Consider the following 25,699-nt stretch of genomic DNA (forward strand, 5'->3'; position numbering starts at 1 on the left):
GCCCATGAGCACGGCCGCGCGCCCCGCCCCTCTGGCGCTCAGCATGGGCGATCCGGCGGGCGTCGGCCCCGAACTGGCGGTCGCGGCGTGGCAGATGGCCGTGTCCGGACACCTGCCGCCGTTTGTTGTGGTCGGTTCGCACGCGGTGATCGCAGCGGCGGCGCGCGACCGGCAAGTGCCGGTGGTCGCGGTGGCATCGCCAGACGCCGCGCTGGCCGCGTTTCCCGCCGCACTGCCGGTGATCGATATCGGCACCGGCGCCTATACGCCGGGCGCACCCGATGATGCCGGGGCCGCGCTGGCGCTGGCCAGTCTGACGCTGGCCACCGAATTGACCCGCCATGGCGCGACATCGGCGCTGGTGACCGGTCCGGTCGCCAAAAGCCGCCTCGCGCGGGTCGGCTTCGCGTTTCCGGGCCAGACCGAATGTGTCGCCGCCGCTTGCGGCATTGCCGCCGATGATGCGGTGATGATGCTGGCCGGGCCCAGCCTGCGGGTGGTGCCGATCACTGTCCATGTGGCGCTGGCCGAAGTCCCCGGCCTGCTGACCACGCGGCTGATCACCGCGCGCGCGACGATCGCCGCCGCCGCGCTGGCCCGCGATTTCGGGATTGCCCGTCCGCGCCTCGCCGTGGCCGGGCTCAATCCCCATGCCGGTGAAGAAGGCCGCATGGGCCACGAGGATCAGGCCGTGATCGCGCCCGCCGTTGCACAACTGCGGGCCGCCGGGATCGATGCGGTGGGCCCGCTGCCCGCCGACACGATGTTTCATGCCGCCGCGCGCGCGACGTATGATCTGGCGATCTGCATGTACCACGATCAGGCGCTGATCCCGATCAAGGCGCTCGATTTCGACGAAGGCGTCAATGTCACGCTGGGGCTGCCGATCATCCGCACCAGCCCCGACCACGGCACCGCGTTCGGCATTGCCGGAACCGGCACCGCGCGCGCCGGTGCGACGCTTGCGGCGATCCGCATGGCCGCCCAATGCGTGGCCCACCGCAATGCCTGATCTTCCGCCTCTGCGTGATGTGGTCAATCGCCACGGCTTGCTGGCGCAGAAATCGCTGGGCCAGAATTTCCTGTTCGACGAACAGTTGCTGGCGCGTATCGCCGCCGTGCCCGGATCGCTCAAGGATGCCGACGTGCTGGAAGTCGGTCCCGGTCCCGGCGGGCTGACCCGCGCGCTGCTGCGCGCCGGGGCGCGCGTTACCGCGATCGAAATGGACCGTCGCTGCCTGCCGGCGCTGGCCGAACTGGGCGAGGCCTTTCCCGGCCAGTTGCGGGTAATCGAGGGCGATGCGGTAAAGATCGATCCGGCCAGCTTGTTCGACGGCCCTTATCACATTGCCGCCAACTTGCCCTACAATGTCGGCACCGCGCTGTTCACCGGCTGGCTATCGGGGCCTGTCTGGCCGCCGCGCTGGCAATCGCTGACGCTGATGTTTCAGCTCGAAGTGGCCGAGCGGATCATCGCCAGGTCCGGCAGCGATGGCTATGGCCGCCTGGCCATCCTGTCACAGTGGCGCGCCAGCCCGCGCATCGCCATCAAGGTCCATCGCAGCGCGTTTACGCCGCCGCCCAAAGTCATGTCGGCGATCGTCCACGTGGTCCCGGGCGCGATGCCCGAAGGCGTCAAACCGCGCACGCTGGAACGCCTGACTGAAGCCGCCTTTGGCCAACGCCGCAAGATGCTGCGCCAGTCGCTGAAAGGCCTGCCCGGCGCGCTGCCCGCGCTCGAAGCCCTGGCCATCGACCCGTCCCGCCGCGCCGAAACGCTCGATATCGCGGAATTTATCGCCATCGCGCGGGTGATCGACGGCCAGTAAGGCTTGGCCGATCAGCGCGGATGGATCGGCGTGATCTTGGTGCCTTGCAGCGTCAGGTCGGCCATCAGGCCCTTTTCGCTGAACGGAAAGGCATAGATGTCCTTGGTCAGCGTGGTCGAATTGGCCTCGGCTGCGGCGCCGGTGTTGATGATCGCCACGCTCGGCCCGGTACCGACATCGAACCCGGTGCTGCGACGCAGATGGCGCAAGGCGCCGTCGTTCATCAGGAACAGCACATAGCCGAACTTTTCGACCCCGGCCTGAAACCCGAAGCTGCCGCCCGACAGATTGTAGAAGCCCGCCGCGTGCCCGTTGACCAGCAGCACGCCGTCGCCGCTTTCCCCGCCGAACACAAACCCCGCCTTGTAGATCGCCGGGAACACCAGCACGGCGCGGGCATGATGGGCAAACAGCCGCGACCTGGGCTCGGTCCGCTCAAGCTCATGCAGGGCGCGTTCGCCGCGCACTGCAATCTTTGCGGCGGATTCACGGGCTTGCGCGGCGGGGATCAGCGGCGCCGACACGGCAGCGACAAGGGCCATCGTGGCGACGAATGAAGCGCGGAAATAGGGCATGGGCAATGTTCCTCTCGGCAGGTGGCCGGATTGACGCGGGGCCTGTGGCCACCGCTGCCATCCGGCGCCTGTACCTGCGGTGAAGCGTTTGGCCGCCCCCCGATTTCAGAACCGCTGGGTGAACTTGATCGTCACCGTCAGCGGCGGCATTGTCGCGACTTGCGGCACGACATTGCCACCTGCGTTGAACTGGGCATAGCCGACATAGCCGATGTCGCCCAGATTGGGCCGCGCGCCGGTCAGGTTGTTGGCATTGACCGACAGTTCCGACCGCGCCCACGCCACGCCGACGCGCGCATTGACCAGCGAATAACCCGGACTGGTTGCCAGCGTGCCGCTGCCGCTGTTGAGGATGCGCACTTCATTGCCGGTATAGCTGTAGTCGGCACCGATGAACCCTTCGAGGCCATGACCGATCGGCGCGCGATAGTCGCTGCCCAGTGTCACCGTTGCGGCCGGTGTTCCGGCAATCCGCTGGCCCGCCGCAATGCCCAACCCCAGCACCGCCAGATTGCCCGGATCGGTCAGATCGGTGTGTTCATAGCCCACACCCAGGTTGAAGCTCCAGTACCGCGTCAGCTTGCCCGAGGCTTCGAGTTCGCCGCCGTTGATCGTCGCCTTGGTGCCGTTGACCGAGAAATAGGCACCGCAGCCCAGCGCGACCTGTTGCTGGATATTGCTCCAGTCGATGTGGAACCCATCCGCAGTGATCAGGATGCCCGGATCGCGCAATTGCAGCTTGGCCCCCGCTTCATAGCTCCACAGCGTATCGGATTTCAGATTGGTGATCACCGAATCCGGCACCCCGTTGGGCAGCGAGCAATAACTCAGCAGCGGTTGTGCACCCCCGGCCCGGAACCCCTTGGACGCCGAGCCATAGATCATCAGATCGCGGTTGGCCTGCCAGGCCAGCTCGAATTTCGGATCGAACCCGCTTTCGCTGTTGGCTGTCGGGCTCGACGGGGTCGGTCCGCCGTTCATGAACCCGTCGGCGGTGTAATCGGCGTGCTGTTTCAGCCAATAGGCGCGCCCGCCCAGCGTTACCGTGAACTGGTCGAGAAACTTGTAATAAAGCTCGCCGAACAACGAAAAGTCGTCCTGCGAACCGGGGTTGTTCTGCGTCCAGATCAGATTGCTGGGCGTGCCAGGGGTGCCTTCGGTCCACCCGGTCAGCGCGGCAAGACCGGTGGCCGTGGTGTCAGGAATCGAAAAGTCGTTGCTGACATGCGAATAATACAGCCCGATCGTGCCGGTCAGGCCCTTGAACGGCTCGAACGACAGGCGGTTTTCGCTGACGAACTGTTTCTGCGTGTGGACCCCGTTCCAGATATAGGGCTGGGCGGGCAAAGTGCCCGGCCCGACCCCGGTGGTCACGCCATAAAAGCTCTGCAAGGCCTGCTGCGTGCCATATGTCGAATCTTCATAGTCTTCGGTCTTGCGATAGAAATAGCTGTTGGCCGAAACGAACGACCAGCCTTCGCCCTTGTATTTCAGGTCGATCGATTCGGTGATCCAGCGGTCCGACGCGGTGGGCTGCACATTGAACGCGCGGTCGAGCGTGTAATCGGGGGTGAAATTCGGCAAAGGCGCAAAGGCTGCGGGAAATCCGTGGTCGCTTTGCGATTGGCCCATCACCCGCGCGATGACTTCCAGATCTTCGGTCGCCTGCCAGCGCGCCGTGACCGATCCGCCATAGCTGCTGACCGCGCCCTGGTTGCCGACCGTGGTACGCGGCGCGGTGGTGTTGGTGGGATCGTACGTCGCCTCGCTGGTCGGGTCGGTGACATAAGTGCGCTTCAGATAGCCCGCTTCGTGATCGTAAAAGCCGACCACGCGCAGCGCCAGCCGATCGGGCACCAGCACCACATTGCCCACCCCGCTGACCCCGCCATCGGCGCTGCCGCCGTGCTCGGTCGCGCCGATATCGGCGGTCATCGCCGCGCTGTCGGTGGTCAGGTCGGGTTTTTTGGTGATCAGGCGTACGTTGCCGCCCAGCGAGCTTTCGCCAAACAGCGTGCCCTGCGGCCCTTTGAGCACTTCGATATTGGCAATGTCGAGCACACGCGGATCGAGCGAGCCGGGCACCGGCGTGTCATCGATATAGAACCCGGTCGCGCCCGCCGTACCGGCCAGATTCTGCCCGGTGATGCCGCGAATGGCGATCGTGCGCGCCGAGGAAATCCCGGTCGGCCCGCCGCCATAGGAAAACGACAGGTTGGGCACTTTGGTGGCATAATCGTCGAAGGTCAGGATGTTCTTGGCTTCGAGCGTCTTTTCTGAAAACGCGGTGATCGCGATCGGCACGGTCGCCACCGTTTCGCTGCGTTTGCGCGCGGTCACCACCAGTTCGGGCGCCGCGTCGCCTGGCGCGCTGGCGGCCGCTGGCGGGGTGTCTGCGCGTGCCGTTACCGGGCCGAGCAGCGCCGCCGTGCCCAGCCCCGCCAGCAGGCAGGTCGTGCCCGCCCAGCGCCCCGTACCGCGTGTAAACTTGCGTGAATGGCCAATGCCGGTGTCGTGCCGCATGTCTTTGATCCCCTTGCCTGATCGGTCGAAGCCTGATCGGTTGAATTTCCGAGAAAAATTCAGCCGCGTACCAGCTTGCCTGTCGTTGCCCGGCCGGGCCGGGTGCTGGTGTGATGGTATGCAAGCCCGATGCCTGCACAGCGCCGTAAAGCGACGGTCGAATGCTGATTTGCGACATGGCCAACAAGGACATCGCGCCCCGCCAAGCGCCCCCATCCCGTCGTCCTATCGCAAAAACCGGTTTGCAGACGCGCGCGGAATGCTAAGGGCGGGTGCAATATGGCGTGCGGTTTTAGCGCCGTCGCCCGGTTCGCCACTTTGCAAGGGACACTTCGCATGTTTGCAAATGCCAGCACCTCGCCGGTTCGCAACGACTGGACGCGCGATGAAATCGCCGCCCTGTTCGACCTGCCGTTCACCGAGCTGGTGTTTGAGGCAGCACAGGTTCACCGCGCCCACCACCGCGCGGGCGAAGTGCAATTGTGCACCCTGCTGTCGATCAAAACCGGCGGTTGCCCCGAAGATTGCGGATACTGTTCGCAATCGGTCAAGGCCGACAGCGGCGTCGAAGCGACCAAGCTGATGGACGTCCAGGCCGTGCTGCAATCGGCGGCACAGGCGCGCGACAACGGGTCAAAGCGGTTCTGCATGGGCGCGGCCTGGCGCAATCCCAAAGACCGCGACATGCCCGCGATCATCGCCATGGTCAAAGGCGTGCGCGAAATGGGCATGGAAACCTGCATGACGCTGGGCATGCTGACCGAGGGGCAGGCCGCGCAACTGGCCGATGCGGGGCTCGACTATTACAACCACAACATCGACACCTCGCCCGAACGCTATGGCGAGGTGATCACCACGCGCACCTTTGGCGAACGGCTCGATACGCTGGACCGCGTGCGCGCGGCGGGGATCAATGTGTGCTCTGGCGGGATTGTCGGCATGGGCGAAACGCGCGCCGACCGGGTCGGCTTCGTCCACGCGCTGGCGACGATGGCGCATCACCCCGAATCCGTGCCGGTCAACGCGCTGGTGCCGATCAAGGGCACCGTGCTGGGCGACATGCTGGCCGATACCCCGCTGGCCAGGATCGATGACATCGAATTCGTGCGCACGGTTGCGGTCGCGCGGATCACCATGCCGCTGTCGATGGTGCGGCTATCGGCCGGGCGCGAGGCGATGAGCGAGGCGACGCAAAGCCTGTGCTTCCTGGCCGGGGCCAATTCGATCTTTACCGGCGACAAGCTGCTGACGGCGGCCAACGCGGGCGACGATGCCGATGCGGCGATGTTCGCGCGCCTCGGTCTCAAACCGATGGAAGGCGAAGAACCGCTGCGCGCGGCCAAGACCTGCGCCGGGGCTTGCGCAGCCTGACGCCCAATGTGGCAGAGGCATCACGATGACCTGACGGCGCTGGCGGCACGCGGGCGCGCGCGCGCGCTCGTGCCCCGGCAGGGACGCGACTTTGCCAGCAACGATTATCTGGCGCTGTCGGCCTCGCCCCGCCTGCGCGATGCGATCGGCGCGGCGCTGGCGCGCGGGGTGCCCGCCGGATCGGGCGGATCGCGGCTGTTGCGCGGCAACGATCCCGAACACGAGGCGCTGGAGGCCGAGGCTGCAACCTGGGCCGGCAGCGAGGCGGCGCTGTTCCTGTCATCGGGCTATTCCGCCAATGTCGCCCTGCTGGCGACGCTGCCGCAAACCGGCGATCTGATCGTGCATGACGAACTGATCCATGCCTCGATGCATGAAGGGCTGCGCCTGACCCGCGCAACAGCGCTGGCGGTGCCGCACAACCACGCCGATGCTTTTGCCGAGGCCTGCGCGCAATGGCGCGCGGCGGGGCACACCGGGCGCATCTGGCTGGCGTTCGAAACGCTCTATTCGATGGATGGCGATTGCGCCCCGCTGGCCGATCTGGTGGCGATTGCCGAACGCCATGATGCGGTGATGCTGATCGACGAGGCGCACGCCACCGGCGTGTTCGGACCGGGCGGACGGGGCCTGGCCGAAGGGCTGGACGGGCGGCCCGACACGGTGGTGCTGCGTACATGTGGCAAAGCGCTGGGGGTGGAGGGCGCGCTGGTGTTCGGCCCTGCCGTGGTGCGCGATTTTCTGGTCAACCGGGGGCGCCCGTTCATCTTTTCGACCGCGCCCTCGCCGCTGGTGGCCGCCGCCGTGCGCGAGGCCTTGCGCATTTGTGACGATGAACCCGATCGCCGCGCCCGGCTGGCCGCGCTGGCGGCAGAGGCCGAACGCTTGATGGTGCCGCTGGGCGCGACTGCCACCGGCACCCAGATCCTGCCGGTGATGCTGGGCGATGATCGGCGCACGATGCGCGTGGCAGGCGCGATGCAGGCCGCCGGGTTCGACATTCGCGGCATTCGCCCGCCGACCGTGCCGCCGGGCACAGCACGGCTGCGCATTTCGCTGACACTGAACAGCACGCCGGGCGATCTGGCCGCGCTCGCCCGGGTGCTGGAGGAGACGCTGGTATGACCGCATTCGTCGTCACCGGAACCGACACCGGGATCGGCAAGACCGTGTTTGCCGCGGCGCTGACCGGGGCACTGGCCGCGCATTACTGGAAACCGGTGCAATCCGGGCTGGAAGACGGCGCCGATGCCGACACCGTGGCCACGCTGTCTGGCGTAGCGCGCGATCTCATCCTGCCCGAAGCCTATCGCCTGACCCAGCCCTTGTCGCCGCATCGCGCCGCCGAACTCGACGGGCTGATGATCGATCCTGCCCGGCTGGCGCTGCCGCCGCAACGCCCGCTGGTAGTCGAAGGCGCAGGCGGCGCGCTGGTGCCGATCACGCGCAGCACGACTTATGCCGACGTGTTCGCCTGGTGGAACCTGCCGGTGATCGTGGTGGCGCGCACCGGGCTGGGCACGATCAACCACAGCCTGTTGACGATCGAGGCGCTGCGCGCGCGCGGGATCACCGTGCACGGCCTGGCGTTTGTCGGCGATGCCAACGACGACAACGAGGCAACGATTGCCGCAATGGGCGATGTGCGCCGTCTGGGGCGCCTGCCATTGCTGCCCGCGCTCACCCGCGACAGCCTGGCCTCTGCGTTTGCCGCCGCGTTCGACCTGGCCGCCTTTGCATGAGCGCGATCTGGCATCCGTTTACGCAGCACGGGTTGAATGAACCGATCCCGCTGGTCGACCGCGCCGAGGGCGCCGCCTTGTTCACCCGCGACGGGCGGCGGGTGATCGACGGCATTTCAAGCTGGTGGGTCACCACCCACGGCCACAACCACCCGCGCATCATGGCCGCCGTACGCGACCAGGCCGACCGGCTGGATCAGGTGATCTTTGCCGGCTGGACCCACCAGCCCGCCGAAACCGTGGCGCAGGGCCTGCGCGCGCTGATGCCCGCCGAACTGACCCGCGTGTTCTTTTCCGACAGCGGATCGACCGCGGTCGAAGTCGCGCTGAAAATGGCGCTGGGCTTTCACGCGCACACCGGTACCGGGCGCAGCGGCATCGTGGTGATGGAACACAGCTATCACGGCGATACCATCGGCACGATGTCGGTGGGCGAACGCGGGGTGTTCAACGCGGCCTATGCACCGCTGCTGTTCGATGTCGGCACGATCCCGTTCCCGGCGGGCGATGGTGACAACACGTTGTCCGCGCTGGCAACACTGTGCCGCGACACGCGCCCGGCCGCGCTGATCGTCGAACCGCTGGTGCTGGGCGCGGGCGGCATGCTGTTCTATCCGCCGGCGGTGCTGGCGCAGATGGCCGCCATCTGCCGCGCGCACGATGTGCTGTTCATCGCCGACGAAGTGATGACCGGATGGGGTCGCACCGGCACGCTGCTGGCCTGTGAACAGGCGGGCGTGGTGCCCGATATCCTGTGCCTGGCCAAAGGTCTGACGGGCGGATCGATGCCGATGGCGGTGACCATGGCCAGCGAGCCGATCTATGCCGCGCATTTGTCGACCGACCGCGCGAAAACCTTTTTCCATTCGTCGAGCTTTACCGCCAACCCGATCGCCTGCGCCGCCGCCGCCGCCAATATCGCGATCTGGCAGGACGAACCCGTGCGCGACCGGATCGCCGCGCTGGCCGCGCGCCAGACCGCGATGGTCGAACGGCTGGCCGACCTGCCGGGCGCCACCAACCCGCGCACCTGCGGCACGATCGCGGCGATCGACGTAGTCACCCCCGATGGCGGTTATCTGTCCACGCTCGGGCCCCGCTTGCTCGCGCATTTCCGCGACAACAATCTGCTGCTGCGCCCGCTGGGCAACACCGTCTATGTCATGCCGCCCTATTGCCTCGACACCGAAGACCACGCGCGGATCGAGGCCGGCATCGCCCAGGCGCTGCACAATCTGGCGTAACGCAGCCTGATGCGATAGCCTTGCGCGCATCGGAAAAGGACCATGGCCCATGCGCGACTGGCAGGATGTGGTGACATTTGCATGCGGCTTGCCCGGCGTCAGCATGGCCCCGTTCTACGGCACGCCCTGCCCCAAGGTGAACGGCAAGGCGCTCGCCTCTCCCGGACGCGAGGCAGGCAGCTTTGCCCTGTTCACCAGCGGCCTCGATGAAAAGCATATGCTGATCGAAACCGACCCCGCCACGTTCTGGCAAACCGACCACTACCGCAATTACCCCGCCGTGCTGGCCAGCTATGGCACCGACGCCCACGAGCGGCTGGAAACCTGGCTCACCCGCCGCTGGTGGGATTGCGCGACAAAACAGCAGCGCGCAGCATGGGGCGAGCGCCCTTGACGCGAGGGCTTGATTGCCGGTCGACTGTGGCAGGTCTCCGTTATGATTGAACGGCAAATTTTGGATGAAAGCGGACATTAACGTCCAGTAAAAATGTCCTAACCGTTAAGAGGAATGGTAGATATAGTATTCCTTCAATGAGCCAAAAAATCCACGCCGTGCGAGGGACTGTTGCGTTTCACCCCGACCGATGGCCTTTATCAACTGCTGGTTCTTCCGCTTATGGACAAAATTTTGTATATTATTTCTGCCAAATGAGCGGTAATTGAGTAAAGATGGCTGGCCTCCAGCTAATAATATCCGCCGCATTCGCCTAATTATGGATACATAACGCTGAGCGTCCCGCGCGGGGTAGGGTCCGAGCGCTTTGCGCCGTTGCGAGAATTCAACTTGCCATAGAAATTGATATTCATCGCAAGCTGGATCTAAAAAATAGCTCATCTGTTTCCTCGCTGTTGAAGGTCGTTCAACCGTTAGCACGCCTATGATCCCCCTCGAATGACCAAGCTGGACCCGTTTTGGTTTGGCTCAAAGCCGACAAACCAATGCATTATGAAGATAATTGCCCATCGGAGGAAAAGCCACCGGGCAACGGAACGGCAATATCTGGGCGATACCAGCCGCTACAACGCAGTGCATCACACCTGATCACCCCCTCAGGACGCCACCGGCTCCCGGCGCACGGTCAGCACTTTGACCGGGTCGGCCAGCATCTGGCCGCGCATCACGCCTTCGCCGGCGGTGGGGGAGATCGGCGCGTCCCAGATCTTGCGCACCACGTCCATGCCCGACACGACATGGCCGAACACTGCATAACCCAGCGCCAGATCGGGGTCGGCGTTCTTGGGATCGGCGTCAAGGCCGGTCATGTCGGACAGCAGGATCGAGAAATCGGCGGTCGCGGTGCCCGGCGCGTTGCGCGCCATCGATAGCGATCCGGCCTTGTGCGACAGGCCGGTCTGGCTGGTTGGTTCATGCGCGATCGGCGGGAACAGCTTGCGCGGATCGCGGATGCCGCCTTGCACCAGTCCGTTGGGCTGATCGCCCCAGGCCAGATGCATCGCGCGGTAGAAGGTGATGCCGTCGAACCGTTTTGTATCGACATAGTGCAGGAAATTGGCGGCGGTGATCGGCGCATGCTTGCCATCGAGTTCGATCTCGATCGTGCCCAGCGTCGTCACCATCGCCACGCGCACGGTATCGGCCAGCGGGATCGGCGCAGGTTCGGGCGGGGCCTTGTGGGTGGGGTGCGTGGCATGGCCGGTTGCGGCCAGGGCGGGCAGCGCAAACAGCGCGAAAACGAGCGACAGGGCGAATCGGCGGATCATCATCGCGCGACCGTGCCGCAGCAGGGGCCCTGCTGCCAAGGGCGTTAACACCCCCTTTCGCGCATCTACCCATGTGGTGCCTTACGCTTCGGCCAAAGGTCGTGGGCTACATCCGGCAAACCGGCGATTGCATCGTCCACGCGCCGGTTGTCAGTTACCGGAGCCACCATGATCCGATTCAACATTTCCGCCAAACTGTTGACCGCCTTTTCGCTGTTGCTGGCGATCATGGCCCTGACCGGGCTGTTCGCGATGCAGAAGATGGGCGAAGTCGATGCGCTGTCGGGCGAACTGCGCGGGCGCTGGTTGCCTGCCGCGCAATCGCTGGGCGATGTTCACGCCTATCTGTCGCAATACCGCATCAAGCAGGGCGATCTGATCGACGCCCCGTCCGATCGCACCGAAAAGCTGGTGCGCAATGCGCAGGCGGTGATCGGCGGATTGCTCGACGATTACGCCAAGCACGCCGATGGCAGGCAAAAGGCCGCGCTCGACCAGTTGCGCGCCAACTGGACCGCCTATACCGACGAAAACGCCAAGATCGTCAAACTGGCGCGCAGCGGCGATGCCTCGGCCCGCACGCTGTTTCAGGGCGAAGCGCTCGACCAGTTCTACGGCATGGAAGACAATGTCCTGGCGATGATCGATCAGGACAGCAAAGCGGTGGCCGACGTGTCGAACCGCAGCACGCAGATCTACGCCGCCGCGCGCACTGTACTGATCGGCGCGATTGTCGGCGGGCTGGCGGCGGCGATCGCGCTGATGGCCATGATGATGGCCAATGTCGCGCGTCCGCTGGCGCGGATGAGCGATGCGGTGGCGCGGCTGGTCGGCGGCGATATGCGGGTGCATCTGCCCGGTGTCGGGCGCAGCGATGAAATCGGCGCGCTGGCCCGCGCGCTCGAACAGTTCAAGGATCTGGTCAGCGCCGATACCGACCGTGCCGAAGCCGAAAAGGCGCGCGCCGCGCAGACCCAGATCACGATCGAGGCGATCGGCGGCGGGCTCGCCGCGCTGGCCGCGGGCGATCTGCGCCATCGCGTACCCGAAAATGGCGAGGGCGCGCTGGCCAAGCTGCACGTCGATTACAACACCGCGGTGGGCGAACTGACCGCCGTGTTGGCCAAGATCGTGCAAGGATGCACCACCATCCAGACCGGCACGATGGAAATCGCCGAGGCCGCCAACGATCTGGCGCTGCGCAGCGAACAGCAGGCCTCCTCGATTGCCGAAACCGCGCGCACGCTGGGCACGTTCACCGGCACCGTGCGCATCACCGCCGACAACGCGCGCCAGACCAGCAGCCGGCTGAGCGTCGCGCGCAGCACCGCCGGATCGGTCGAGGATATCGCGCGCAAGGCGATCGAGGCGATGCGATCGATCGAAGGTTCATCGCGCGAGATGTCCGAAATCGTCAACGTGATCGATGGCATCGCGTTCCAGACCAACCTGCTGGCGCTCAACGCCGGGGTCGAGGCGGCGCGCGCAGGCGATTCGGGCAAGGGTTTTGCCGTGGTCGCCAACGAAGTGCGCGCACTCGCCGCGCGCAGCGCCGATGCGGCCAAAGATATCAAGGCGCTGATTTCAACCAGCACCGAACAGATCGGCGGCGGGGTGAGCCTGGTCGAATCGAGCGGCGATGCGATGCGGCAGATCGTCGGCGAAGTCAGCGCGGTGTCCGACCTGGTCGACGAAATCGCCGAAGCGGCGGAAAAACAGGCCACCGGCATTGCCGAGATTTCCGACATGGTCAGTTCGATGGACCGCTTCACCCAGGCCAATGCCGCGATGGTCGAACAGACTTCGGCGGGAACGCGCAATTTGTCCGAAGAGACCGGGCGGCTGGTCGACCAGTTGCAACGGTTCAATGTCGGCGACGCCGATCACGGCCCCGCGCATATGCCCGCGCCCACGCGTGCCGCCTGGCAGGATGATGCGCCCGTGGTCCGTGCACAGGCCGCACCCGCCTTTGACGGCAATGCCGCGCTCAAGGCCGCGCCACAGGATGACGAATGGTCCGAATTCTGACCGGCACCCTCGCGCGAATACCTAGCTCGCGATTGGCAGCAAACTAACGCCGGACTGCAATAAGCGATTCAGGTCATTCGAAAACAGCCCCCCGAACGTCCCCCGCGCCAGTCCCCGGCCCCCCTTGCCCTCCCTTCCCCATCGAAAGGACGACACGATGCCCAAATCTCTGGCCCTGACCATTGCCCTGTCTGCGCTGGCCCTCGCCCCCATTGCGGCCAATGCGCAATCAGCCGACTGGATCAAATCGGTCGCGCGCACGATCGCCGCCAAGCAGACTTATCCGCGCAGCGCCCAGATGCGCGGCGAGGAAGGCACCGCCAAAGTGAAGATCTATATCAGCGCCGCCGGTGCGGTCGAACGCACCGAACTGGTCAGCCCTTCGGGATCGTCCACGCTCGACAAGGAAGCGCTCGCGCTGCCGACCCGCGCCGGACAAGTGCCCGCACCGCCGAGCGGCGCGACCACGGTGATCGTGCCGATCACCTGGAAACTGCTTTAGGATTTCCAGACGGCCGCAGCGTTCCCCCCTCTCTGCTGTGGCCCACATTCCCTGGAAGACCACCGCGTTATCGCGGGGGCCATCGGGGGGCGGAGCGATCCGCCCCCCCTTTTTTGCGCCCGGTTACACCAAGGCTGCACTGACGTGCAGTCAGACCTCCCACCCCACCTCCCCACCCGACCACCAATGATACCATCAGGCTATGGTGGTCGGGTGGGGAGGTGGGGTGGGAGGTCTGAACAGCGCTTTGCGCGACCTCGTATTAAAGATCCTCGATCCGTTCGGGGGTCAACCGACCACGCAGCACATCGGCAAAGCCCAGCCAATTGCCGCGGACGCGGCCGATGCGATCGACCCAGGGTTCGGGCCACAGGCTGCGCGCGTGGTTGCTCAGCACATTGCGCACCATCAGGCGCAGCGCCTTGGCACGGGGCATTGTGCCCTTGCGCCACAGATAGAGCGGATTGTGCACCTGGCTATAGCCAAGCCGCACCCCCGATGTGCGTCCTGCCTTGGTGCCGAGATGCACCCCGACAAAGGCATCGGTCTTGACCGTGCGCCCGCGCCGGGCGACCTGCACCGCAAAATCGACATCTTCCTGCCAGCCATACAGCTTCAACCGTTCGTCAAAGCGCAGGCCATCGAGCGCCGACAGGCGATAGGCCATGTTGCACCCATAGAGATCGGGCACATCGACGATCAGCGCGGGCGGGTGCGCCCCCTTGCGGTCATGCGCGGCAACGATCGTTTCGGCGCGGGTATAGGGAATGCCGGGCGTCTTGATCCCGTCGGCCAGCACCACCCCGGTCGCCCCGACAATCGGCGGATGATCGCCGAACAGCGCGGCCAATCCGGCAATGGCGTGGCGCGAGGGCACGAAATCGTCGTCGAAAAACACCACCACATCGGCATCGCCCGCCAACCGGTCGAGCCCGGCATTGCGCTGCGCCGGCAATCCGCGCCGCGCCAGCACGACTTCGGCGTCTTTGCGCGTGTGCGGCGGCGGCAAATCGCGATCGCCGGTGACCGCCAGGATGATCCGCGATGGGGGCAAAGTCTGGCGCCGCAGATCGCCCAGCACGCTGGCAATGCATGCCGGGCGCCCGGTCGAGGCAATGATCACCGCAACGCGCAAGGACAAGGTCATCACAGAGGCTCCTTTGGATAAGGCAGGCGGGGTGGCAACGTTCGGCGAAGGACCAATTGCACACCGGCAAACACGATCAGCAGCGCCAGCCCGTTGCGCGCCAGCAGCACCACGCCGACCAGACCATGCGCCGCGCCCAGCGGCGGCAGCACGCCGGCCAGCGCCGCAACCGCCAAGCCCGATACCAGCGCCAGCGCAAACGGTCGCAGCACCTGCCGCGCCGACAGCCCGCCATCGATCACCAGGGTCAGCAGCAGCGGCCCCAGCATCAGGATCGCGGCGACCATGTCGGCCAGCGCCACCATGGTCAGCCCGAACGGCAGCGCGATCAGGAAACAGGCAAGCCCCGTGCCCGATGTCAGCAGCGCCAGCCGCCGCGTCAGCCAGGCCTTGCCCAGCAGCGGAAACAGCGGTTCGGCCAACGCCTGCGGCAGGCGGGCAATCATGCCCAGCGACAACAGCATGACCAGACCTGCCGCATCGGTCCATCTGGCCCCCAGCAGGATCTGCACCACGCCGCCCGCTTCAAACGCAAGCACCACCAGCAGCGCGGCACCGACGGTCACCGCCAGATCGAAAAACTGGTGCGCGGCGGCCAACAGCCGTCGTGACGGCGCACCTGGACCGGCTGCGCGCGCGGTGATGTCCTGATCCATCGCGGTGCGCAGCCAGGACCAGCCGACCATGCGCGCCGGTTCGCGAATCACTTCCTGCGCCGTGCCGCCCAGCCGCATCGCCGCGCGATAGAGCCCCACCAGCGCAGGCGAAAACACCGCGCCGATCACCAGCGTGGTCAGATTGCCCTGCAAATAGGTCAGCACCCGCGCCGCCGTGATATGCATAGAAAACCCGATCATCGCGCGCGCCGCCTTGCGCCCCGGCAATGCCAGCCCCAGCCGCCCCGCGCCCAGCGTATAGCCGAACAGTTCGACCGCCAGCAGTGCCAGCTTGGCCCAGGCCAGTGCGGCCAGCCCGGCGCCCTGGTGCAGCAGTGCCAGACCGGTCAGCAGCCCGGCCACTTCACACAGCCATTGCACCACGGCGATGTGCGACAGCCGCCCCGCGCGCGTCAGCACCCCCATCTGCACCGACACCAGTGGCCGTGCGACGATCCACGGCAACAACAGCGCCGCGATCATAATCAGCGCCGGGTTGATCGCCAGCCGCGCGCCCAGCGCCAGCAGCCCCAGCCCGACCGCCACGATGATCGCCCCGGTAACCAGCGCCGCACCGCCCGCCTCGTCAATCTGGCGCGGCGCGATCGCGCACAGCACCCATTCGCGCCACCCCGCCTCGGCCAGCACGGTCAGTCCCACGATCACCGCATAGGCCAGGCTGAACACGCCGAAATCGGCGGTCGACAGCACCCGCGCGGCATAGAGGAACAGCGCAAACTGCATCGCCTGCGCGGCAACGCGGGCCAGCGCCAGCCCCCCTGCGCCCATTGCGCGCGATCGCACCCCGCGCCGGTCGGGCCGGGGCAATTCGCGCAAGGGCGCGGTGGGCGGCAGATCTGCCGCGACGCGGGTGGCGATGGTATCGGGTATCACGCCGCCAAAACACCCGACCTGCGCGCGCCCGGCAACCATCGAAGCCGCGATATTGAACCCAACGCCGCCCTGCAAGTCGTCGCCCCGCACCCCGATCCGACCCCGGCGGCCCGGCGCAAGGGCGGGATCGATTGCGGCCGGTTCCTCTCGATAATGGTCGAACTCGCGGTTGCCTGTGCAAGGGGGGGCGACAAAGATCGGCCGCAGGGGGGCAAACCGTCTTGCCGCCGCCAACAGGATTCCCGGTGCAGCCGCGCACAGTCATCATCAACGGCAGGTTTCTGCTCGGCGGTTCGACCGGGGTGCACCGTGTCGCCGAAGAGCTGACCCGGCAATGCCACGCGCTGCTGCGCGAGCGCGCCGATCTGGCCGAACGAATCGCCTTTGAACTGTGGGTTCCGCCCGGCGCGCGCGCCGGGGCAGAGGCGCTGGGGGTGCCCTATCGCGTTGCCGGGCCGCTCGACGGGCGGGTGTGGGAACAAGTCACGCTGCCGCTGATGGCACGGGGGCGGATGATTCTAAGCCTGTGCAATGTCGGCGTGATCGCCGCGACGCATTCGGTGACCATGATCCACGATGCCCAGGTGCACAGCACGCCCGCCAGCTATACCCCCGCGTTCCGCGCATGGTACCGGTTCCAGCAGGGCCTGATCGGTCGCCGCCATCGCCGCATTCTGACCGTTTCGGAATTTTCGAAGGATCAGCTCGCCCATTATGGCGTCGCCCCGCGCGATCGCATCCGGGTGATCCACAATGGCATCGACCATCTCGGCCATGCGCAACCCGATCCATCGGTGCTGACGCGGCTGGGGCTGACCCCGGGGCAATTCGTGGTGTCGCTGGCCAACACGCAGGCGCACAAGAACATCGCGATGCTGTTGCGCGCCTTCGCCGACCCCGCGCTGCACGATGTCACGCTGGTGCTGTTCGGCACCCACGGCGCCGACCAGTTCCGCAGCGCCGGCCATGATGTGCCCGCCAACGTGCGGTTTGCCGGGCGGATCGACGATGCCCAACTGGCCGCGCTGTTTGCCGCCGCGCGTTGCATGGCCTTTCCCTCATGCACCGAAGGGTTCGGCCTGCCCCCGCTCGAAGCGATGCGATCGGGCTGCCCCGCCATCGTCGCCCCGGCCGGCGCCCTGCCCGAAGTGTGCGGATCGGCCGCGCTCTATGCCGACCCCCACCGCCCCGACCTGTGGGTCGATGCGATCACCCGCCTGGGCCACGACACCCCCTTGCGCGCACGCATGATCGCCGACGGTCACACCCAGGCCGCCCGCTTTACCTGGCGCCAGGCGGCGGAACGGCTGATCGAGGAATTGCTGGCAATTTGAGGATGCGCGGGAGACGCAAATGGCCAATTTTGTGGGAAATCAATCGGTTATGAAGCCTCTGCGCAAGCTTTCCGGCGTCTAAAAAATGTGCCCATGCGCACCGTCGTTTGGATCGCTTTCGATTTTCAGCACACGGCGTATTCGGAAGCTTCCCGAATACCAATCACCGTCAGATGCTTCGACATTGTACCTGATGTTTTCCTGTAACGGCTTCGCAGGAGCCGATGACGTTGTACCGCTTGGCAATTTTCCATAAATGAGCGGGAAATCAATCCCGCAGTCCAAATGCGGTAATGGCCGCTCAAAGTGCCACATGACTTCGCCGCTTTCACTTCTAACTTCCAAATAGGACAAGCAGCCAGAGCCATGTCTATTCGCCACAAATGAGACTTTTCCCTCATAGAATTCAACGTCCAGCGGATATCCATACGAACAGCCCGCAAGTGTTAGCGAAGCTGCCGCAGCCAGCAATGCGCACTTGCCGGAAAGCGGCCATGTGAAGCTGCGATGCATGTCGCATCGTCTAACACACTGAAGATTGTCCGCATATGGGCGATACCAGCCTTCGCAGTCTGCCCCTGCATCGCTACCCAATCCGCCGCACCGGGCTGCCCACTGCACGCCAGTCATCATCCATCCCCAGGCCTTGCGCCACGGCGGCGCGGATGCCGGCGTCGAACACTTCGGGGGCGAAGCGGCGGGCGTTGGTGATGGCGGCGGCGGGGGAAAAATGGTTCAGCCAGCGTTCGCAGCGTTCGACCGCGTCGATCAGCGAATCGACCGACTGGTCGTCGAAGAACAGGCCGGTTTCGCCATCGACGATGGTTTCGCGCGCGCCGCCCCCGGCATAGGCCACGACCGGGCGGCCCGAGGCGTTGGCTTCGACCGGGATCAGGCCGAAATCCTCTTCGGCGGGAAAGATCAGCGCGCGGCATTGCGCATAGGCGCGCGTCAGGTCGGCGAAATCGAGCCGGGGCACGATCGTCACGTTGGGGGTGGCGCGGCGCGCGACGTGCGCCGCCAGTTCGCCGGTGCCGACCATCAGCAGCGGCAGCCCCAGCCGGGCAAACGCCTCGACCACCAGATCGGCGCGTTTGTAGGGGGTCATCTGCCCGACCCACAGATAGTGATCGCCGATGCTGTCGGCAGGGCTGAAGCGCGTAACATCGACCGGGGGGTAGACCACGCCCGCCTCTCGCCCCCAGGCCTTGCGCACGCGGCGGGCGATGAACGCGCTGTTGGCCAGCACGCGGTCGGGCCGCTGGGCCGAGGCCTGATCCCACTGGCGCAGGCGGTGGAACAGCGGCGGCATCAGGTGCCGCGTCAGCCAGCCAGCGCGCGCGTGATAATCGTGGAAATGGTCCCACAGATAGCGCATCGGCGAATGGCAATAACACAAGTGAAACGCATCGGGCGGCGCGATCACGCCCTTGGCGGGCCCGGATTCGCTGCTGATCACCAGATCATAGCCACGCAGATCGAGGTGTTCGAGCGCCATCGGCATCAGCGGCAGGTAATGCTGATAGAACCGCTGCGCACCGGGCAGCCGTGCGATGAAGGTGGTCTGGATGCGATGCGCGCGGATCGTGTCGGACATCGCCTCTGGCCGGACAACGTGGGTAAAGATGTCGGCGCCGGGGAACAGCCGCAACAGCCGTTCCAGCACGCGTTCGCCGCCGCGCATGCCAACCAGCCAATAATGGATGATCGCCACCCGTGGTGCCTGTGTGCTCCGTGCCATGCCCGTGTTCCCGAATGATGTCTCTATCGGCACAGTGACCGGCAACGCGGGTGCGAAATACGCCAAGCCGGTCCGCTTCCGACCGGCCATGGCCGTTTACCCCGCATCAAACCTGCGGATTCTCATGCGCGGGCCGCGCAGGAGGCATGCGCGCTTTGCACCAAAACCGGTGCATCTTTCGCACTGCCGCAAATGGAGACAATCGCGCTGGCAATCGGGCGACGGCCCGGTCATATGCGCCGGACAAATCCACCGGCAATCGAGGCTGTGATGACAATCACCGTAAAGGCGCTGATGCAGGAATGTGGCGTCGCATTTGGAACCAGCGGTGCGCGCGGGCTGGTATCGGCGATGACCGACCGGGTCTGCTATGGCTATACCGCCGGGTTTCTGGGGCACATGGCCGATGCTGGCGAATTTGCGCCGGGCGGCCGGGTCGCGCTGGCAGGCGATCTGCGCCCCAGCACCCCGCGCATCCTGGCCGCCTGCGCACGCGCGGTGCGCGATCTGGGCGGGGTGCCGGTGTTCTGCGGCTATGTGCCCACCCCGGCGCTGGCGCTCTATGCCTTTGCCGAGCACATCCCTTCGCTGATGGTGACCGGCAGCCATATCCCCGCCGATCGCAACGGCATCAAGTTCTACCGTTCGGCGGGCGAAGTGCTGAAAGCCGACGAAGCCGGGATGAGCGCGCAAGTGGTCGATCTTGACGGTGGCCGGTTCGATGCGGCGGGCATGCTGGTCGAACCCGAGGCGCTGCCCCCGGTCACCGATGTCGGCAAAGCCTATGTGCAGCGCTATATCGACCATTTCGGGCGCGGCGCGCTGACCGGCAAGCGGATCGGGGTCTATCAGCATTCCGCCGTGGGCCGCGACATCCTGGCGCGGATCCTGACCGAACTGGGTGCCGAAATCGAACTGCTGGGCCGATCAGACGTGTTCGTGCCGGTCGATACCGAGGCAATCCGTCCCGAAGATGTCGTGCTGGCGCGGCAATGGGCGGCGGCGGGCGCACTCGATGCAATCGTATCGACCGACGGCGATTCGGATCGACCGCTGATCGCCGATGAAACCGGCAAGTGGCTGCGCGGCGATGTGCTGGGCATCCTGTGCGCGGCGGGGGTCGGCGCCACCAGCGTGGTCACCCCGGTCAGCAGCAACAGCGCGGTCGAGGCATCGGGCCGGTTTGCCAGGGTTTTGCGCACGCGGATCGGATCGCCCTATGTGATCAGCGCGATGGATGCCGAACTCGCCGCTGGGGCGGATTGCGTGGTGGGGTATGAAGCCAATGGCGGCTTTCTGCTGGGCAGCGCAATCCCCGGCAAGACCGGCACCACGCGCGCGCTGCCCACGCGCGACGCGGTGCTGCCGATGCTGATCGTGCTGACCGCCGATGCACCCGGCGTCGCCGCGCAACTGGCCAGCCTGCCCGCGCGCTATACCTATTCCGACCGCATCACCCCGTTCCCGCCAGAGGCGAGCGCCAGCCTGTTCGCGCAATTGACCGCCGGTGACGAGGCCGACCGGATCGCGTTGCAGACCCGCCTGTTTGGCGCCTTTGCAGGTGCGGCGCAGGCGATCGACATGACCGACGGGGTGCGCACGCGCTTCGCCGGGGGCGGTGTGATCCATCTGCGCGGATCGGGCAACGCGCCCGAACTGCGCTGCTATACCGAAGCGGGCAGCGAGGCCGAGGCGGTCGCGCTCAACGCCGATGCCTGTGCCGCGATCAGGGGCCTGTTGCGCCTATAATTCCGCGACGATCAGCCGCACCCCGGCGCCGCGCACCATCGCGGCGTCGGCCTCGGTAATCCCGGGATCGGTGACCAGCACGTCGACTTCGTCAAGACCGCAGACGATCGCCCCCGACGACGAGGCGAATTTGGTCGAATCGACCAGCAGGATCACTTCGTCGGCGCGCGTCAGCAGGCGGCGTTCGGCGGCGACAAGGATCACATCCTGCTGCATCACACCGCGCGGGCCCACCGCGGCTGCGCCCATGAACAGGCGCGGGGCGTGAAAGCGCGGCATCGAATCTTCGCCCGCCGGGGCCAGGATGATGTTCTGTTCGCGAAACACCGCGCCCGAAGGGACCAGGATGCGCGTGCCCGGCTGGGCCAGCAGCGCATCGACGATATGCAGCGAATTGGTCAGCACCTGGCAATCGAGCCCTTGCAGATGCGGGCACATCTGGAACGTGGTGGTGCCGCCATCGATCATCACCGCCTCGCCCGGCTGGCACAAGGCGGCAGCGGCGCGCCCGATCGCGCGCTTGGCGGGCAGGTTGCGGGTGATCGCCAGGTCGAACGGCGTGCCGGTCAGGCGTTGTCCGCGATCGGCCGCGCCTTCGCCGCCTTCGACCAGCCGGGCGCCGCCGTGCACGCGCACGATCTGCCCCGCCGATTCCAGCCGGGCCAGATCGCGCCGGATGGTCGCGGGCGAGGCATCGAGCCGCGCCTCGAGATCACGATAGGTCACAAACCCGCTGGGGCCCAGCGCGGCCAGGATCAGCCTCTCGCGTTCGGTAGCATGCATGGTGGTGTAACAAGGCCCCTCTTCAGGGCCCCCTTATGCCGCCACAAACGGTCAAAAGCCATCACGAACCGGTGGCCAGCATGTTGCCCCCGCCGATCACCACGGTCGCCGCGATCAACAGGCCGATCCCGGTCCATACCCGCGCCCGTGTCCGCCCGCTTGCCTGCGCCCATTCGCCCAGTGCAAAGCCCCACAGCGTCGAGAACAGGATGATGCTGGCCATGTGCAGGGTCCAGCTCGAAAAGCCGAACCGGCCCATCTGGCTTTCCCCCATGGTGTAGAAAAAGAACTGCCCGTACCACAGCGTGCCGCCCAGCGCGGCCAGCAGCCAGTTGCGCCCCAGCGGCGCACGCGCCACCGCCGGATCATTGGTGGCGCCGAAAAACTGCGCGGCGCTGCGGTTGCGCGCGATCAGGATCGCACACCAGACCAGATTGGTGGTCAACCCGCCCGCCAGCACCACGCACAGCACCGGCAATCCTTGCGCCAGAGGATCGGTCCCGGCCTTGAGCGCCAGATCGCGGATCGGTTGCCCGGCATCGAGCCCCCAGGCAAAACACCCCGACATCACGCCCGAAAACACCGCGATCAGCAGGCCCTTGACCACGTTGAATTCGCTTTTGTCCCCCCGTTCGCCGATTTCGCGCGCCTTGGCCTGCCCGGCGCGGGCCACCACGACAATGCCGATCAGCGTCACGACGATGCCCGCCAGGGTCAGTTGCCCGCTGGTCTTGCCCGCAATCGCGCCGATCGTGCCGTGGAAGATCGGCGGCCCCAACGTTCCGATCACCGTGGTCAGCCCCAGCGCCACCGCCATGCCCAGCGACAGCCCGAGATAGCGCATGGTCAACCCGAAGGTCAGCCCGCCAAACCCCCACATCACGCCCCAGAACCAGCACCAGAACAGCGTCTGGTGCGGCACGCCGGCCAGCACGCCAATCAGATCGGGCGTGCGCGCAAAGGCCATGACCCATGGCGCGATCAGCCAACTGAACAGGCCTCCGGCAAGCCAGAACACTTCCCACGACCACAGCCGGATGCGTTTGTAGGGGACATAGAAACTGGCCGAGGAAAAACCGCCGATCCAGTGAAACACCACGCCGAGTGCGGGATTGGGTACCATGATTGTTGTGCTCTCCCCCAGGTCCGATTTATGGCGCGGCCAGCGCGGACCGGTCGATCTGATCAATCCGCGTAAACCCGCCCAGCGCCATCGCCACCCGCAGTTCGGCGGCGATCAGTTTCAGCATTTTGGCCACCCCGGCCTCGCCATCGGCGCCCAGCGCATAGGCCCAGGCGCGCCCGAGCATGACCCCGCGCGCGCCCAGCGCCAGCATCCGCGCGACATCGAGCCCCGAACGGACCCCGCCATCGGCCAGCACCGTCAAGCGGTGACCGACTGCATCGGCGATCGGCGGCAGGGCGCGCGCCGACGACAGCACGCCGTCGAGCTGTCGCCCGCCATGGTTCGACACGACAATCCCGTCGGCGCCCCGATCGGCCGCCTGGCGCGCATCTTCGGGATCGAGGATGCCCTTGATGATCAGCGGCCCATCCCATTCGGCACGGATGAAATCGAGATCGGCCCAGGTGATCGTGGGATCGAAATTGCGCCCCATCCACGCCATGAAATCGTTGAGGCCGGTCTTGCCCTTGAGCACCGGCACGACATTTCCCAGGTGATGCGGCCGCCCGAACAGGCCCACATCCCACGCCCAGCCGGGGCGCATCGCCCCCTGGATCAGGCGCCGCATGTCGCCCCACATGCCCGGCGCACCCGCCAGTCCCGACCGCACATCGCGATAGCGGCTGCCCGGCACCGGCAGATCGACGGTGAACACCAGCGCGCTGCACCCCGCCGCGCGCGCCTGCGCAAGCAGGTCTTTCATGAACACGCGGTCGCGGATCATGTAGAGCTGAAACCAGAACGGCCGGTCCGACGCCGCCGCAACTTCGGCAATCGGGCAGACCGACACCGTCGACAGCGTGAACGGCACGCCCGCCGCATTGGCCGCGCGCACCGCCTGCACTTCGCCGCGCCGCGCGTTCAACCCGGCCAGCCCGACTGGCGCCAGCACCACCGGCAGCGCCTGTTTCACCCCGAACAGTTCGGTCGAAAGGTCGATCTGCGAAATATCGCGCAACACCCGCTGGCGCAGCGCGATCGCTTCGAGATCGGCCACATTGCGGCGCAGTGTGACTTCGGCATAGCTGCCGCCATCGATATATTCGAACAGGAAATGCGGGGTGCGGCGGCGCGAGGCTTCACGGAAATCGGGAATCGAGGCGATGATCATCGGGCATCCTTCCGGGCCGCCACTTCGGCGGTCCACGCCTTTCTGTACCCGGAAAGATCAACGTCAAGCGGAATGACCCGCGCCAGCCCGCCCGGCGGCGCCAACCCCGGATCGACCAGTCGCAAGGCGCCGAACGACACGTCGGTATCGGCATGCGCGACATGGACCGCCAGATCAGGGCGCAGGCTGGCCAGCGCGCGCACGAACACTTCGGCACGGGCAAAACGTCCTTCGACCAGCAGCGTGCCCCGCGCACCGACCAGCCCGAGCGCGACATCGGCGAGCAGCGCGGCATAGAGACACGCCGCCGCGCGCCGTTCGTACCAGTCGCCGGGCTGGTTGATCCAGCACCCGGCCTGATCGGGAAACGGGCCGCACCCCGGCGCCAGCGTCGGCAGATGCATTGCACCCCTGGCCAGCACGCGCGGCACGGCGGCGATCAGGTGCGGCTGATCGGGGCGGATATCGACGCGGCGCGTGTCGATTTCGATCAGGCTTTCGATCTCGCGCCCGCCCATGAACCGGGCCGAGGGCACCGGATCGCCCGCGCAATCGACATTGACCAGACAATCGCGCGCCTCGGGCAAGGCGGCCAGATCGGCCGGATCGGCCCCGGTGCGCATGGCGATGAACCAGGTGCCGGTCGACAGCACGGTGGCAGACCCCGCCCCCACTGATGCAAACCCGCGCGCGGCGTGCAGCGCGGCGTTCGAATCGTGCAGCCCCGCCAGCACGCGGATCTGCGGCGACAGACCGGTGCGCGCGGCCAGATCGGGGCGCAGCGTGCCGATCACGTGCGCCGCCGGAACCACGCGCGCAAACCGCGCGGCCCAGCCACGATCATGCGCCAAAGTCGAAAAATCCCCCGCCGCCGGGTTCCACAGATCGGTGTGGCAGCCCAAACTGGTCACTTCGCTGACCGCGACCCCCGACAGCCACCACGCCCAGTATTGCGCCCAGGGCACCAGCGTGGCGCGCGCCATCGCGGCGCCATGGACATGATCCATCCACCACAGATGCGCGCCCAGATTGAGGCCCTGCGGCAGCGCGGGCGAGCCGGTCTGCGCAAACGGCGCGCGTAACGCACGGTATTGGCGCATCAGGTCGGCCGGCGGATCGGCCTCGTAATCAAACGGCGCAAAGGCCAGCGCATCATCCACCAGCGCCGCCGCCCCCGCGCCGTGGCCGACCGGCACGATCGCGCCAATCGGCCGATCACGCCAGGTGGCCAGCACCGTCTCCAGCCATGCCGCGATACCGCCCGCATCGAGCCGCGCGATCCCGTCTTGAGCAAGGCGCGTGTTGGGCCGCGCATGGCGGTCAAGGCACGTACCGTCGGCCGACCACAATGACACTTTGGCCAGCGTCTTGCCCAAGTCGACCACGACAACCAGCGCGCGGGGATCGGCAGCAGAGGCTGGAATCGACGTCAGGGGAACCTCTCCGATGATCATGCTGCATTAGCGAACTTGATTGTTTATGATTGAATACTATCAACTCCGATTGCCAATGCAATGCCATTTTGCTAGGGGCAACGCAAATCAGCATTGATCGGAGATTCC

22 protein-coding genes are annotated in these 25,699 nt (G+C 66.2%); 11 read left to right on the forward strand and 11 right to left on the reverse strand.

From position 1 onward, the window contains the following. Positions 1-4 precede the first annotated feature (4 nt). Both pdxA and rsmA read left to right on the forward strand, forming a co-directional pair. On the forward strand, positions 5-1,012 hold the full coding sequence (gene pdxA, locus AQZ49_RS11675; RefSeq protein ID WP_067615760.1) for a 4-hydroxythreonine-4-phosphate dehydrogenase PdxA: 1,008 nt from the start codon (positions 5-7) through the stop codon (positions 1,010-1,012). Further along, complete coding sequence (rsmA, locus tag AQZ49_RS11680) at positions 1,005-1,829, forward strand: 16S rRNA (adenine(1518)-N(6)/adenine(1519)-N(6))-dimethyltransferase RsmA (RefSeq protein ID WP_067615762.1); 825 nt, start codon at positions 1,005-1,007, stop codon at positions 1,827-1,829. The genes pdxA and rsmA overlap by 8 nt, the downstream gene beginning before the upstream one ends. Before the next feature lie 11 nt (positions 1,830-1,840). On the opposite strand, the gene AQZ49_RS11685 is transcribed toward rsmA, so the two are convergent. Both AQZ49_RS11685 and AQZ49_RS11690 read right to left on the reverse strand, forming a co-directional pair. Continuing rightward, complete coding sequence (locus AQZ49_RS11685; RefSeq protein WP_067615764.1) at positions 1,841-2,404, reverse strand: lipid-binding SYLF domain-containing protein; 564 nt, start codon at positions 2,402-2,404, stop codon at positions 1,841-1,843. 105 nt (positions 2,405-2,509) lie between these two features. After that, entirely contained in the window at positions 2,510-4,927 is a 2,418-nt protein-coding gene (locus tag AQZ49_RS11690) for a TonB-dependent receptor (RefSeq protein WP_067615767.1), read from the reverse strand. 336 nt (positions 4,928-5,263) lie between these two features. Between AQZ49_RS11690 and bioB the strand changes: the two genes are divergently transcribed. Genes bioB through AQZ49_RS11715 form a run of 5 tightly spaced genes read left to right on the forward strand, consistent with a single transcriptional unit; the run spans position 5,264 to position 9,678 of the window. After that, a complete protein-coding gene (gene bioB / locus AQZ49_RS11695) occupies positions 5,264-6,298 on the forward strand; it encodes a biotin synthase BioB (protein WP_067615771.1) in 1,035 nt (344 codons plus the stop codon). 6 nt (positions 6,299-6,304) lie between these two features. Then, entirely contained in the window at positions 6,305-7,423 is a 1,119-nt protein-coding gene (locus tag AQZ49_RS11700; RefSeq protein ID WP_067615774.1) for an 8-amino-7-oxononanoate synthase, read from the forward strand. Continuing rightward, on the forward strand, positions 7,420-8,040 hold the full coding sequence (bioD, locus tag AQZ49_RS11705) for a dethiobiotin synthase (protein ID WP_067615776.1): 621 nt from the start codon (positions 7,420-7,422) through the stop codon (positions 8,038-8,040). The genes AQZ49_RS11700 and bioD overlap by 4 nt, the downstream gene beginning before the upstream one ends. Next, positions 8,037-9,284: an adenosylmethionine--8-amino-7-oxononanoate transaminase gene (locus AQZ49_RS11710; RefSeq protein WP_067615777.1), complete on the forward strand. Its 1,248-nt coding sequence runs from the start codon at positions 8,037-8,039 to the stop codon at positions 9,282-9,284. Before bioD ends, AQZ49_RS11710 begins: the two co-directional genes overlap by 4 nt. Before the next feature lie 49 nt (positions 9,285-9,333). After that, positions 9,334-9,678 carry a hypothetical protein gene (locus tag AQZ49_RS11715; protein WP_067615778.1) on the forward strand — a complete coding sequence of 115 codons (345 nt, stop codon included), beginning with the start codon at positions 9,334-9,336 and terminating at the stop codon, positions 9,676-9,678. 656 nt (positions 9,679-10,334) lie between these two features. Here the strand turns inward: AQZ49_RS11715 and AQZ49_RS11720 are convergent. After that, entirely contained in the window at positions 10,335-11,009 is a 675-nt protein-coding gene (locus tag AQZ49_RS11720; RefSeq protein WP_067615781.1) for a peptidylprolyl isomerase, read from the reverse strand. A gap of 165 nt (positions 11,010-11,174) precedes the next feature. Between AQZ49_RS11720 and AQZ49_RS11725 the strand changes: the two genes are divergently transcribed. Together AQZ49_RS11725 and AQZ49_RS11730 are read left to right on the forward strand one after the other, a co-directional pair. Further along, positions 11,175-13,034: a methyl-accepting chemotaxis protein gene (locus AQZ49_RS11725; RefSeq protein WP_067615783.1), complete on the forward strand. Its 1,860-nt coding sequence runs from the start codon at positions 11,175-11,177 to the stop codon at positions 13,032-13,034. 157 nt (positions 13,035-13,191) lie between these two features. After that, on the forward strand, positions 13,192-13,536 hold the full coding sequence (locus AQZ49_RS11730) for an energy transducer TonB (RefSeq protein ID WP_067615785.1): 345 nt from the start codon (positions 13,192-13,194) through the stop codon (positions 13,534-13,536). A gap of 262 nt (positions 13,537-13,798) precedes the next feature. Here AQZ49_RS11730 and AQZ49_RS11735 read toward each other — a convergent pair whose 3' ends face one another. Together AQZ49_RS11735 and AQZ49_RS11740 are read right to left on the reverse strand one after the other, a co-directional pair. After that, the gene (locus AQZ49_RS11735; protein ID WP_067615787.1) at positions 13,799-14,683 is read right to left on the reverse strand and encodes a glycosyltransferase family 2 protein; all 885 of its coding nucleotides are present in this window, start codon (positions 14,681-14,683) and stop codon (positions 13,799-13,801) included. Then, positions 14,683-16,323, reverse strand: a complete 1,641-nt coding sequence (locus AQZ49_RS11740; RefSeq protein ID WP_067615789.1) for an oligosaccharide flippase family protein — start codon at positions 16,321-16,323, stop codon at positions 14,683-14,685. Before AQZ49_RS11740 ends, AQZ49_RS11735 begins: the two co-directional genes overlap by 1 nt. 155 nt (positions 16,324-16,478) lie before the next feature. Here AQZ49_RS11740 and AQZ49_RS11745 point away from each other — a divergent pair, with 155 nt between their 5' ends. Continuing rightward, on the forward strand, positions 16,479-17,567 hold the full coding sequence (locus AQZ49_RS11745; RefSeq protein ID WP_231739204.1) for a glycosyltransferase family 4 protein: 1,089 nt from the start codon (positions 16,479-16,481) through the stop codon (positions 17,565-17,567). Positions 17,568-17,645: 78 nt separating this feature from the next. Here AQZ49_RS11745 and AQZ49_RS22305 read toward each other — a convergent pair whose 3' ends face one another. Together AQZ49_RS22305 and AQZ49_RS11750 are read right to left on the reverse strand one after the other, a co-directional pair. Next, positions 17,646-18,080, reverse strand: a complete 435-nt coding sequence (locus tag AQZ49_RS22305) for a hypothetical protein (protein ID WP_156428274.1) — start codon at positions 18,078-18,080, stop codon at positions 17,646-17,648. Positions 18,081-18,153: 73 nt separating this feature from the next. Then, positions 18,154-19,308: a glycosyltransferase gene (locus AQZ49_RS11750; RefSeq protein ID WP_067615793.1), complete on the reverse strand. Its 1,155-nt coding sequence runs from the start codon at positions 19,306-19,308 to the stop codon at positions 18,154-18,156. Positions 19,309-19,578: 270 nt separating this feature from the next. Between AQZ49_RS11750 and AQZ49_RS11755 the strand changes: the two genes are divergently transcribed. Further along, positions 19,579-21,057 carry a phosphomannomutase gene (locus AQZ49_RS11755; protein ID WP_067616087.1) on the forward strand — a complete coding sequence of 493 codons (1,479 nt, stop codon included), beginning with the start codon at positions 19,579-19,581 and terminating at the stop codon, positions 21,055-21,057. Here the strand turns inward: AQZ49_RS11755 and AQZ49_RS11760 are convergent. The 4 genes from AQZ49_RS11760 to AQZ49_RS11775 all read right to left on the reverse strand — a co-directional run bounded on the left by AQZ49_RS11760 (position 21,052) and on the right by AQZ49_RS11775 (position 25,591). Beyond that, positions 21,052-21,840, reverse strand: coding sequence for a DeoR/GlpR family DNA-binding transcription regulator (locus AQZ49_RS11760; protein ID WP_067615795.1), 789 nt, complete (start codon positions 21,838-21,840; stop codon positions 21,052-21,054). The genes AQZ49_RS11755 and AQZ49_RS11760 overlap by 6 nt on opposite strands. Positions 21,841-21,901: 61 nt before the next feature. Further along, positions 21,902-22,963 (reverse strand): L-rhamnose/proton symporter RhaT, encoded by a 1,062-nt coding sequence (rhaT, locus tag AQZ49_RS11765; protein WP_067615797.1) that lies wholly within the window; start codon positions 22,961-22,963, stop codon positions 21,902-21,904. Between the two features lie 28 nt (positions 22,964-22,991). Next, on the reverse strand, positions 22,992-24,137 hold the full coding sequence (lldD, locus tag AQZ49_RS11770; protein WP_067615799.1) for an FMN-dependent L-lactate dehydrogenase LldD: 1,146 nt from the start codon (positions 24,135-24,137) through the stop codon (positions 22,992-22,994). After that, the gene (locus AQZ49_RS11775) at positions 24,134-25,591 is read right to left on the reverse strand and encodes an FGGY-family carbohydrate kinase (protein ID WP_082701731.1); all 1,458 of its coding nucleotides are present in this window, start codon (positions 25,589-25,591) and stop codon (positions 24,134-24,136) included. Before AQZ49_RS11775 ends, lldD begins: the two co-directional genes overlap by 4 nt. Between the last annotated feature and the right edge of the window lie 108 nt (positions 25,592-25,699).

This window comes from Novosphingobium sp. FSW06-99 (assembly GCF_001519065.1).
Taxonomy (GTDB): Bacteria; Pseudomonadota; Alphaproteobacteria; order Sphingomonadales; family Sphingomonadaceae; genus Novosphingobium.